12 protein-coding genes are annotated in these 10,205 nt (G+C 71.7%); 6 read left to right on the forward strand and 6 right to left on the reverse strand.

Translation table 11 applies throughout. From position 1 onward, the window contains the following. The first annotated feature begins 103 nt into the window (after positions 1–103). A complete protein-coding gene (locus tag CCR87_RS06055; RefSeq protein ID WP_201156662.1) occupies positions 104–649 on the forward strand; it encodes a heme NO-binding domain-containing protein in 546 nt (181 codons plus the stop codon). Beyond that, positions 642–2,288 carry an ATP-binding protein gene (locus CCR87_RS06060; protein ID WP_201156663.1) on the forward strand — a complete coding sequence of 549 codons (1,647 nt, stop codon included), beginning with the start codon at positions 642–644 and terminating at the stop codon, positions 2,286–2,288. The genes CCR87_RS06055 and CCR87_RS06060 overlap by 8 nt, the downstream gene beginning before the upstream one ends. An 83-nt stretch (positions 2,289–2,371) precedes the next feature. Here the strand turns inward: CCR87_RS06060 and CCR87_RS06065 are convergent, their stop codons facing one another. Next, positions 2,372–3,247 carry a lysophospholipid acyltransferase family protein gene (locus tag CCR87_RS06065; RefSeq protein WP_201156664.1) on the reverse strand — a complete coding sequence of 292 codons (876 nt, stop codon included), beginning with the start codon at positions 3,245–3,247 and terminating at the stop codon, positions 2,372–2,374. Between the two features lie 389 nt (positions 3,248–3,636). Between CCR87_RS06065 and ispH the strand changes: the two genes are divergently transcribed. The 3 genes from ispH to rnhA all read left to right on the forward strand — a co-directional run bounded on the left by ispH (position 3,637) and on the right by rnhA (position 5,657). After that, a complete protein-coding gene (gene ispH / locus CCR87_RS06070; RefSeq protein ID WP_201156665.1) occupies positions 3,637–4,587 on the forward strand; it encodes a 4-hydroxy-3-methylbut-2-enyl diphosphate reductase in 951 nt (316 codons plus the stop codon). 148 nt (positions 4,588–4,735) lie between these two features. Next, positions 4,736–5,188 (forward strand): DUF3429 domain-containing protein, encoded by a 453-nt coding sequence (locus tag CCR87_RS06075; RefSeq protein WP_201156666.1) that lies wholly within the window; start codon positions 4,736–4,738, stop codon positions 5,186–5,188. A gap of 7 nt (positions 5,189–5,195) precedes the next feature. Further along, positions 5,196–5,657 (forward strand): ribonuclease HI, encoded by a 462-nt coding sequence (rnhA, locus tag CCR87_RS06080; RefSeq protein WP_201156667.1) that lies wholly within the window; start codon positions 5,196–5,198, stop codon positions 5,655–5,657. Between the two features lie 7 nt (positions 5,658–5,664). On the opposite strand, the gene CCR87_RS06085 is transcribed toward rnhA, so the two are convergent. The 5 genes from CCR87_RS06085 to CCR87_RS06105 all read right to left on the reverse strand — a co-directional run bounded on the left by CCR87_RS06085 (position 5,665) and on the right by CCR87_RS06105 (position 9,088). Beyond that, positions 5,665–7,035, reverse strand: a complete 1,371-nt coding sequence (locus tag CCR87_RS06085; RefSeq protein ID WP_201156668.1) for an L-serine ammonia-lyase — start codon at positions 7,033–7,035, stop codon at positions 5,665–5,667. Positions 7,036–7,188: 153 nt separating this feature from the next. Beyond that, the gene (locus CCR87_RS06090) at positions 7,189–7,578 is read right to left on the reverse strand and encodes a hypothetical protein (RefSeq protein WP_201156669.1); all 390 of its coding nucleotides are present in this window, start codon (positions 7,576–7,578) and stop codon (positions 7,189–7,191) included. Further along, complete coding sequence (locus tag CCR87_RS06095) at positions 7,575–8,390, reverse strand: LrgB family protein (RefSeq protein WP_201156670.1); 816 nt, start codon at positions 8,388–8,390, stop codon at positions 7,575–7,577. Before CCR87_RS06095 ends, CCR87_RS06090 begins: the two co-directional genes overlap by 4 nt. Then, entirely contained in the window at positions 8,383–8,751 is a 369-nt protein-coding gene (locus tag CCR87_RS06100; RefSeq protein WP_201156671.1) for a CidA/LrgA family protein, read from the reverse strand. Before CCR87_RS06100 ends, CCR87_RS06095 begins: the two co-directional genes overlap by 8 nt. Before the next feature lie 64 nt (positions 8,752–8,815). Then, positions 8,816–9,088, reverse strand: a complete 273-nt coding sequence (locus CCR87_RS06105) for a hypothetical protein (protein WP_201156672.1) — start codon at positions 9,086–9,088, stop codon at positions 8,816–8,818. 289 nt (positions 9,089–9,377) lie between these two features. Here CCR87_RS06105 and CCR87_RS06110 point away from each other — a divergent pair. Then, the coding region (locus CCR87_RS06110) for an MFS transporter (RefSeq protein WP_201156673.1) at positions 9,378–10,205 on the forward strand (828 nt) is incomplete at its 3' end.

Genomic DNA, 10,205 nt, shown 5'->3' on the forward strand with positions numbered 1-10,205 from the left:
CGTGGCGGGGGGCGTGGCGGGGGGCGCTGCGGGGCGCCGGGCGCGGTTGCGGCGTCCCACGGCACCGCGCCGCGCCCTCCGCGCGCCGACAGGAGCTGCGCGCATGTACGGGATGATCCACCAGGCGCTGCGCGGCATGGCGGTCCGGCGCATCGGCGATCCCGCCTGGACGGCCGTGCTTCGGGAGGCGGGATTCACCCAGCCGCTGTTCATCGGGATGGAGTATTACGCCGACGACACCACCATGGCGCTGGTCCGCCTGCTTGCGGCGCGCCTCGGGATGTCCTGTGATGAACTTCTGCATGAATTCGGTCGCGTCTGGATCGACTTCGCCGGGGCGTCCGGATACGGTCGGGTCCTTCGAATGGCGGGGGACGACCTCGTCACGTTCCTTGACTGCCTCGACCGGATGCACTCCAGTATTCATTCGAACATGCCGCTGGCGCAGATGCCCTCGTTCGAGCTGATCGCGGCGGATCCCGCCACGATCGAGCTCAGCTACCGCTCCGGGCGCCAGGGCCTGGAGCCGTTCGTGCGCGGCATCCTGCTGTCGGTCGCCGAGCGCTTCGGCGAGACCGTCACCATCGACCATGTCCCCCAGGACGGCGGCGCGCGGTTCTTCATCCGGCGGATGGCGGCGCATGGATGACATCACGCCGGCAGACGGCCGCGCGGCGATGCCGGGGCTGTCGCTTGCGGGCGACGAGGTCGCCGCGCTGTTTCCCGCGTATCTCAGGCTGGGCAGCTGCGGGCTGATCCGCGACGCCGGGCCGTCGCTGCTGCGCCATGCGGGGGCGCCGATCCTGGGCCGCAACCTGTTCGATTGCGTGACCATCGAGCGCCCGTCGGACGCGGCCTGCGTGGCGGATCTGCGTGCCCATCGGCGGGGGGTCATCGTGCGGCTGCGCGGCCCCGGGGCGATGCGGCTGCGCGGGGTGGTGCTGGATCGCGGCGATGCGGTCTGGTTGCTGCTGGGCCACATTCCCGACCTGGAGGCCGACGAGAGCGCCCAGCCGCTGCGGATCGTGGATTTCTCGCCGACCGACGGCACGCTGGACATGATGCTCGCGGCCGAGATGCGCTCGGGGCTGTTGTCCGAGACACGGGCCCTGGCCGCCGAGCTCAAGGAACAGCGCAACGAGGCCGATGCCGCCAACCGCGCCAAGAGCGCCTTCCTGACCACCATGAGCCACGAGATCCGCACGCCGATGAACGCGGTGCTGGGGGTGGCGGGCATCCTGGCCGATACCGACATCACCCCCGAACAGCGCGAGTGGCTGGACGTGATGGTCGCCTCGGGTCATGCGCTGATGGAGCTTCTCAACAACATCCTGGATCTGTCGAAGATCGAGGCCGGCGCGATGGAGCTGCGCCCCGAGCCGTTCGACCTGCGCGCGCTGGCACGCTCGGTGCATGCGCTGTTCGCGCCGGTGGCCGCCGCCAAGGATCTCCAGGCCGACCTCACGCTCGATCTGCAGGGCACGGTGTATGTGGGCGATCCGGTGCGCGTTCGTCAGATCCTGTCGAATCTGGTGGGCAACGCCGTCAAGTTCACCGAGGCCGGCCGCATCGGGATCACCCTGCGTGACCGGCAGGACGGCGGGGCGCGGTTCGTGGAGATGATCGTCAGCGACACCGGCATCGGGATCTCGGCCGAGGCGATCTCGCGGCTGTTCACGGTGTTCTCGCAGGCCGACAGCTCCACCACCCGGCGCTATGGCGGCACCGGGCTGGGGCTGTCGATTTCCAGGTACCTCAGCGAACAGATGGGCGGGCGGATCACGGTCGAAAGCCGCGTCGGTCGCGGGTCGACCTTCACCGCGCGCATCCCGCTGGAGTGCGCGCCCGTGCCCGCCGCGCCCGCCCCCGTCCCGGCCGGGGACCTGCCCTGCGGGCCGCGCCATGTCCTGATCGTGGAGGACAACGCGACCAACCGGATGATCCTGTCGCATTATCTGCGCCGGATCGGCCATTCCTTCGACATCGCGACGAACGGCCAGCAGGCCCTCGCCGCGTGGGAGGAAAAGGACTACGACATCATCGTCATGGACATCGAGATGCCGGTCCTCGACGGGCTGGAGGCCACGCGCGAGCTGCGCCGCCGCGAAAATGCCACCGCGCGCCGGTACACCCCGATCATCGCGCTGTCGGCCGATGCGATGATCCAGAAGCGCGAACTGGCGCTGAGCGTGGGCATGGACGACTACCTCGCCAAGCCGGTGGGCCTTCAGGAGATCGAGGAGCGCATCCAGGTCATCTGCGCGCGCGCCGAGGCCGCGCGGCGCTGAGGCGCGGCCGCTCTCGCGGCCCGGCGCCGGACGCGGGGCGGGGCAGGGCGGGGCGGGGCGGGGCGCCCGTTTCAGGCACCGCCTCAGGCACCGTCCCAGCGGCGCAACATCCAGTACCACTGCGCCGGGTCACGCAGCACGCGCGCCGACAGGCTGTCGTTGACCGCGGCGGTCATGGCATGGGCGTCGGTGTGGGGGATCGGTGCCTCGAACGCGACATCGAACTCCGATCCGCAGGGCCTGCGGGTGCCATAGGCCGGCACCAGCGGCAGGCCATGCTTGAGCGCCAGCGCCGCCGCCGCCGTCGAGGTCAGCGCCGGATGCCCCAGGAACGGCACCGGCGCGCCGCCGGCGTATTTCTCGTCCAGCAGGATGGCCATGAACCCGCCGCGGCGCAGGTGGCGCACCATGTCCATGGTGCCCGCCCGTCCGGTCGCCATCACCGGCCGTCCGGCGGCCTCGATCCCGGCCAGGAACCCGCGCTGGTAGAAGCGGTTTTGCTGCGGCCGGTAGACCGCGCCCGTCTCCATCCCCCGCGCCTTGAGGACCGCGCGCACCGCATCCCATTGGCCGAAGTGACCCGACACCACGATGGCGCCCTTGCCCTCGGCGCGGGCACGCTCCAGCGCCGCAAGGCCCGGCCCCGAGACGTGGAACCGCGACGGGTTCGCCTGGAACTCGGCGCTGTGGAGGATCTCGAACAGGGTGCGCCCCATGTTGCGGCCCATCTCGCGGCGCAGGACCGCGCGCCGGGCGCGCGGCATGTCGGGAAAGACCCGCAGCACCTCGCGATCAAAGCGCCAGCGCGCGGGCGGATACCAGCGCATGACGGCGCCGACCATGGCGCCGAAAAGCCGGGCGCGGTGGTCAAGGCTGCGCAGCCGCACCGCCGACAGCGCGGACCACAGGGGGATGTATTGTGCTCGGTGCCACAGGGCGGTGAAGAAGCCGGGAGTCATGCGTGCTCTATGGGTCGGCTCCGATCCCGCGCCAACCGCCAATCGGCATCGGGAGGTGACAATTCGCTGATCGCCCGGACCGTGCGGTGCCGGTTCCAGGGGAGTGACGGGAAGCGCCCCGGCCGGTCCGCCGCCAGTCCGCGCCCGCCAGACCGACGCCAGACCGTGCCCGCCAGGCCGACGCCAGACCGCACCCGCCAGTCCGCACCCGCCAGTCCGCGCCCGCCCGTCGGCTCCCATGCGCCGGTTCCCCCGCGGCCTGTCGCCGCGTCCCGCCGTTCTGCGCCCTGCTGCGGCGCGTGCGCCCGTCCGTGTGGCGTTTGGCCGTGCCCCCCCCTCGACGGGTGCGGCGGGGCGCGATAGTCTGCGCCCGACAAGGAGACCGCACCATGCCGAAGGCCCCGCTCATCCTCTATATCGCCGCGCCGCGCGGGTTCTGCGCGGGCGTGGACCGCGCGATCAGGATCGTGGAGCTTGCGCTCGAGCGGTGGGGCGCGCCGGTCTATGTGCGCCACGAGATCGTGCACAACCGCTTTGTGGTGGACGGGCTGCGGGCCAAGGGCGCGGTGTTCGTGGAGGATCTGGCGGACTGCCCCGACGATCGCCCGGTGGTGTTCTCGGCCCACGGCGTGCCCAGGGCGGTCCCGGCCGAGGCCGCGCGCCGCCAGATGCTGGCGGTGGACGCGACCTGCCCGCTGGTCACCAAGGTCCACATGGAGGCCGCGCGCCACCACGAGAACGGCTTGCAGCTGGTGATGATCGGCCACGCCGGCCACCCCGAGACCGAGGGCACCATGGGCCAGCTCCCCCCCGGCGAGGTGCTGCTGGTGGAGACCCCCGAGGATGTCGCCCGCCTGACCGTCCGCGACCCCGAGCGGCTGGCCTTTGTCACCCAGACCACGCTGTCGGTCGATGACACCGCCGCCGTGGTGGCGGCATTGCAGGCGCGGTTCCCCGCGATCCTCGGGCCGCACAAGGAAGACATCTGTTACGCCACCACCAACCGGCAGGCCGCGGTCAAGGCGATCGCGCCGAAAATCGACGCGCTGCTGGTGATCGGGGCGCCGAACTCGTCGAATTCGCAGCGGCTGGTGGAGGTCGGGCGCGCGGCGGGCTGCGGTTATGCCCAGCTGGTGCAGCGCGCCGCCGACATCGACTGGCGCGCGCTGGAGGGGGTGGCGGCCGTGGGCCTGACCGCCGGCGCCAGCGCCCCCGAGGAGCTTGTGGAGGAGGTCATCGACGCCTTCGCCGCGCGCTACGACGTGACCCGCGAGGTCGTGGAGACCGCGGTGGAGCGGGTGGAGTTCAAGGTGCCGCGCATCCTGCGCGAACCGGCATGAGCGCCATCGCCCGCGGTGGGCCTCGGCGCGCACCGGCCACCGCCGGGCGGAGTGACGCCCGGGCCGCCAAACAGATCGCCGTACAGAGCGCCGTCCGGGGGGCGGCCCGCAGACATCCCGCCCGCCGGGCGGTGCAGGAGGATTTCGCATGACACCGCGCCCGGCGTTGGCGCTCGGCTTTGCCGGGCTGGTTCCGTTCGTCTGGGGGGCGCTCACGGTGCTGGTCCCGGCGCTGGCCGAGGCCGGGGCGACGCTGTTCGGGCCGCGGCTGGTGGGGGTGCCGGTGCTGGTGGGCTATGGCACCATCATCCTGTGCTTCATGGGCGGCGTGCTGTGGGGGTTTGCCACCCGCGCCGAACCCGCGATGCAGTGGAAGGCCTATGGCACCTCGGTGCTGCCGGCGCTGTGGGTGTTCTTCACCGTGGGGGGCACGCTTGCGTCGTCGCTGTCGGCGCTGTTCGTGGGGTTCTTTGCGATGCTGTCGCTGGACCTGCAGTTCGGGCAGTGGCGGCTGACCCCGCCGTGGTGGATCGGGTTCCGCATCGTGCTGACGCTGGTGGTGATGGTGTGCCTCGGCATCGGTTTCGCCTTTGGACGCTGAGGTCGCGATGCCCGAACTCTTTGCCTATACCGACGGGGCGTGCAGCGGCAACCCGGGCCCCGGCGGCTGGGGGGTGGTGCTTCAGGCGCTCGACGGTGGCGCGGTCCTGCGCGAGCGTGAGCTGTCCGGCGGCGAGGCGCAGACCACCAACAACCGCATGGAACTTCTGGCCGCCATCGCCGCGCTGGAGGGGCTGGAGCGGCCGTCGCGGATCACCGTCGTCACCGACAGCGCCTATGTGAAGAACGGCATCACGGTCTGGATGGCGAACTGGAAGCGGCGCGGCTGGCGCACCGCCGATGGCAAGCCGGTCAAGAACCGCGAGCTGTGGCAGCGGCTGGAGGACGCCTGCGCGCGCCACACCGTGCGCTGGGAGTGGGTCAAGGGCCACGCCGGCCATCCGGAGAACGAGCGCGCCGATGTGCTGGCGCGCGCGGGCATGGCACCGTTCAAGCCCGCGCGGGGCTGACGCGGCCTCAGCAGTTGGGCACGTTGACCGCCAGCCCGCCCAGCGCGGTTTCCTTGTACTTGTGGCTCATGTCCGCGCCGGTCTGGCGCAGCGTCTCGATGCAGGCATCGAGCGGCACGACATGCGCCCCGTCGCCGCGCAGCGCCAGGCTTGCGGCCGACACCGCCTTGATCGCGCCCAGCGCGTTGCGCTCGATGCACGGCACCTGCACCAGACCGCGCACCGGATCGCAGGTCATGCCCAGATGGTGCTCCAGCGCGATCTCGGCGGCGTTCTCCACCTGCTCGGGGGTGGCGCCCAGCACGGCGGCCAGCCCCGCCGCCGCCATGGCCGAGGCCGCGCCGACCTCGGCCTGGCAGCCGCACTCGGCGCCCGAGATCGAGGCGTTGTGCTTGACCAGACCGCCGATGGCGGCGGCCGTCAGCAGGAACTCGCCCACCCGTGCGGGCGACGCGCCGGGTACCTGATCGAGCCAGTAGCGCATCACCGCCGGAACCACCCCGGCCGCCCCGTTGGTGGGGGCGGTGACGACCTGCCCGCCGGCGGCGTTTTCCTCGTTCACCGCCATGGCGCGCACGGCGATCCAGTCGTTGACGATGTGCGGCGCGCTCAGGTTGCGCCCGGCCTCGGCGCGCAGGGCCGCGTGCATCGCGCCCGCGCGACGGCGCACCTTCAGCCCCCCCGGCAGCACATCTCCGGGCGCGGCCAGCCCGCGGTCGATGCAGTCCGACATCACCTGCCAGATCCGTGCCATCCCGGCATCCAGGTCCGCGTCGCTGGTGCGTGTCCGTTCATTGGCGCGCTTCATCGCGGCGATCGACAGGCCCGAGTCGGCGGCCATGCGCAGCATCGCGGCGGCGGTCTCGAACGGATAGGGGACGGGGGCCTGCGCGGTCGGCGGGGCGCCGTGCTCGGCTTCGGTCACGACAAAGCCGCCACCGATGGAGTAATACGTCTCCTGCGCGATCACGTCGCCCTGGGCGTCGGTGCCCATCAGCACAAGGCCGTTGGCATGCCCCGGCAGCGCCGGGCCACGGTCGAACACCAGATCGCGATCGGGGTCAAAGGTATAGCTGCGCCCCGGCGCGGGCGTCACCCGTCGGTTGCGGCGGATGGCGTCCAGCGTCTCCTCGGCGCGGGCGGCGTCATAGGCGTCGGGGGTGAAGCCCGAGAGACCCAGGATCACCGCGCGGTCGGTGGCATGCCCCACCCCGGTGAACGCGAGCGAGCCATGCAGCCGCGCCCGCACCCCGTGGGCGGTGAAGGCCAGCCCCTCCAGCAGCGCCAGAAACCGCGCCGCCGCCACCATCGGCCCCATGGTGTGGGACGACGACGGGCCGATCCCGACCTTGAACATTTCGAATACCGACAGGAACATTGCGCGGTCCTTTGCCCTTGGCCCCGGTCTAGGGGGTGTGGTGCGGCGCGGATGGCGCGGTGCGACCATCGCAGGGCAGGGCGCGACGCCGGAGCCGGATCGGGGTCCAGATCGGGGTCCAGCGTCGGATCCGTGCCCGACGCAGGGGCGCGGTCACTCCTGCAGCACGAACCCGAATTCCACCGGGCCGTCGCCACCCATCAGCGTCAGCGTCCAGCGTCCCGGTGCGGTGAACTGCCCGAACCCCTGCACGAGGCCCGCGCCGGCGTCGGTGACCTCCATCTCGACGGCGCGGCCGTCGGCCTCGCCGCGGTGCATGGTCAGGTCGGGGGCGATGTCGCGCGGAAGCCCCTCGGCGGTGACCTCGAAGCGATAGGTGGGGTCGACCGCGACCGTGGCGCGGACACCGTCGCGTTCGATCGACACCGGCACCCGCGCGCTGAGGACCGGCATCGGATCACGCACGAACAGCGTCACGCTGGCCATCAGGGCCACCAGCCCGAGAAAGAACACGGCGAGGGCTGCGGCGATGATACGGGTCATGGGACACCTTGGGGGCTGGTCACGGATGGGCGTGGTCCTAGCATTCCAGCCGCCGTGGCGCCAGCCTGCGGCGCCGGCGCCCCGCCCCAGCCCGCCTGCAACGCCAGCCCCAGCGCCAGCGGCGCCAGAACCGCCGTCAGCACCGCGTTCAGTGCCATGCCAAGCCCGGCAAAGGCGCCCGCCTCGGGGTTGACCTGCATGGCGCGGGCGGTGCCGATGCCGTGGGCGGCCACGCCGACCGCCAGCCCCCGTGCGCGCCAGTCCCGCAGCCCCAGCGCATTCAGAAGCGGCGTGGCGATCACCGCGCCGAACAGTCCCGTGGCGATCACCAGCACCGCCGTCAGCGTCGGCGAGCCGCCCACCGCCTCGGCGATGCCGATGGCCACGGGGGCGGTGGTGGATTTCGGCGCCAGCGCGATCAGCGTCTCGCGCCCCGCCCCCAGCCAGGCCGCCACCGCCAGCGCCGAGGCCATCGCCGTGAGCGATCCCGCCACCAGCGCCGCCGCCACCGGCAGCAGCGCCCGGCGCAACCGCGGCAGGCTGTCGTACAGCGGCACCGCCAGCGCCACCGTGGCCGGGCCCAGCAGGAAGTGGACGAACTGCGCCCCCTCGAAATACACCGCATAGGGCGTGTCGGTCAGCCACAGAAGGCCCGCCAGCAGCGCCACCGCCACCAGCACCGGATTGACCAGCGCCGCCCCCCGCGCCGCCCGCGCCGCCGCATCCCCGATGGCATAGGCCACCAGCGTCGCCGTCAGCCACAAAAGCGGCGCGTCGGAGAGGTAGCTCCAGATCTCGGCGAACTCACGCATCGCGGTCGGCCCGGTCCGAACGGTCGGTCAGCCGCGCCACCGCGACGAAGGTCAGCGCCCCCACCACGATCGCCAGCACGGTGGAGACCGCGATCGCAAGACCGACCGCCAGCGCCTCGTCGCCCAGGCGCGCGATGTGGCCCACGACACCGACGCCCGCGGGCACGAACAGGATCGCCAGATGCCCCAGGATCACCCGCGCGGTGGGCGCCACCACCGCAACCAGCCGGGGCACGGCCATCAGCGCCGCCAGCAGCAGCGCCATGCCCAGTACCGGCCCCGGTACCGCCAGCCCCAGCGCCCCGGTCAGGACCACCCCCGCCAGCTGCACCGTCAGAAGGAGTGCGAGTGCGTGGATCATCGGCGGCCCTTTCCCTGCGCCGGGCCAGCCTGCGGCTGATCCCGGCAAAAGGAAAGCCGCCCCGTCAGCGGTCCAGCGTCAGCGCGAAGCCGTCCTCGTAAAAGGTATGCACGGCGATGAAGGGCTGGTCGCCGTCCTCGGCAAAGACGTGGATGTGCAGCGCGTCGTTGTTGATCGTCACGCGGCAGATGGCGGCGCGGTCGGCCATGCCCTCGGGGCACTCCGGCAGGTCGATGTGCGGCACCGAGGCCTCGAAGTCGGAATAGAGGTAGCCTTCGGCCAGCGCCGGGGTGGCAAGCACGGCAAACGCGGCGATGGCGGCGGACAGTCGGATCATCTCGGATCTCCAGCAGGAACGGGCGCCATGTGTGGCGCGCAGATGGGGGACTGCCTGGCCGTGGGCGGGACCGCCACGCTGGGTGCGAGGTATCTGACTGAAACGGTCGGGAATGTCCATCCCCCCGGGCGGGCCTCGCTGTCCGGGGCCATGGCACGGGTCGCTTTGTCGCGGCGCGCGCCTCTGTCGCAACCGGTGGCTGATGCGGCGCTGCGGGGCCATTCCGGGTCGCCGTGCCGTGGGATGGCGCGGTACCCGGCGCCCCCGCCCGACTGCGAAAGGACTTCTGATGATCCAGGTGATCGCCGGCGTCTGGGCGCTGTTGCTCGGGATCGTTCTGATCATGCTGGGCAACGGCATGCATTTCACCCTGATCGGCCTGCGCGGCGGGATCGAGGGGTTCTCGGCGGCCGAGCTTGCCATCGTCACCTCGGGGTATTTCGTGGGGTTCCTGTCGGGCGCGCGCTATGCGCCGGTGCTGATCCGGCGGGTCGGGCATGTGCGGGTGTTCGCGGCGCTGGGCAGCTTCATGTCGGCGGGGCTGATCGCCTTTACCCTGCTGGCCGAGCCCTGGGCCTGGACGCTGCTGCGCATCCTGATCGGGTTCTGCATGTCGGGGATCTATGTCGCGGCCGAGAGCTGGCTGAACAATGCCGCCACCAACCAGACCCGGGGCAAGGTGCTGTCGGCCTACATGATGGCGCAGACGCTGGGCCTGATCGGGGCGCAGGGGCTGCTGACGCTGGGCGATGCGGGGACGGCGGCGCTGTTCATCGGCGCCTCGATCCTGGTGTCGATCTCGTTCGCGCCGATCCTGCTGTCGATCACGCCGGTGCCCGCGGTGGAGGTCGCGCGCCCGATGACGCTGCGCAAGCTGTTCGCAAGCTCGCCGCTGGGCACGGTGGGGATCTTTCTGCTGGGATGCGTCTATGCCACGCAGACCGGGATGGGGGCGGTCTATGGCTCGCAGATCGGGTTGTCGGCGGACCAGATCGCGCTGTTCGTGGCGATGCTGTTCTCGGGGGCGCTGGTGCTGCAATACCCCATCGGCTGGCTGTCGGACCAGATCGACCGCCGCCGGCTGATCTTCGGGGCGGCGCTGGCGGGGGCGGTGGCC

Source organism: Rhodobaculum claviforme (assembly GCF_016653255.1).
Taxonomy (GTDB): domain Bacteria; phylum Pseudomonadota; class Alphaproteobacteria; order Rhodobacterales; family Rhodobacteraceae; genus Rhodobaculum; species Rhodobaculum claviforme.